This is a genomic window from Maribellus luteus, assembly GCF_003576475.1.
Lineage (GTDB): Bacteria > Bacteroidota > Bacteroidia > Bacteroidales > Prolixibacteraceae > Draconibacterium > Draconibacterium luteum.
This window is the reverse complement of sequence record NZ_QWGR01000243.1, coordinates 1-538: the sequence shown is the minus strand read 5'-3', so window position 1 is coordinate 538 and position 538 is coordinate 1. Positions and strand designations below refer to the sequence as shown.

Here is a 538-nt window from a genome sequence, read left to right as displayed (position 1 = left end):
AACGTACCTTTTGGTTCGGAACAACACAGGGAAAGTTGTGCTAATACCGGATAAGCCCTTACGGGGAAAGATTTATCGCCGAAAGATCGGCCCGCGTCTGATTAGCTAGTTGGTGAGGTAAAGGCTCACCAAGGCTACGATCAGTAGCTGGTCTGAGAGGATGATCAGCCACACTGGGACTGAGACACGGCCCAGACTCCTACGGGAGGCAGCAGTAGGGAATCTTCCACAATGGACGAAAGTCTGATGGAGCAACGCCGCGTGAGTGATGAAGGTTTTCGGATCGTAAAACTCTGTTGTAAGGGAAGAACAAGCGTGAGAGGGAATGCTCACGCCTTGACGGTACCTTGCGAGAAAGCCACGGCTAACTACGTGCCAGCAGCCGCGGTAATACGTAGGTGGCAAGCGTTGTCCGGAATTATTGGGCGTAAAGCGCGCGCAGGCGGCCTCTTAAGTCTGATGTGAAAGCCCCCGGCTCAACCGGGGAGGGCCATTGGAAACTGGGAGGCTTGAGTACAGAAGAGAAGAGTGGAATTCC

Annotated in this window: 1 rRNA gene; it reads left to right on the top strand. The window is 53.7% G+C overall.

Annotated elements, in window-relative coordinates:
• Nucleotides 1–538: ribosomal RNA gene (locus D1614_RS24875) — 16S ribosomal RNA — on the top strand; the annotation flags it as partial.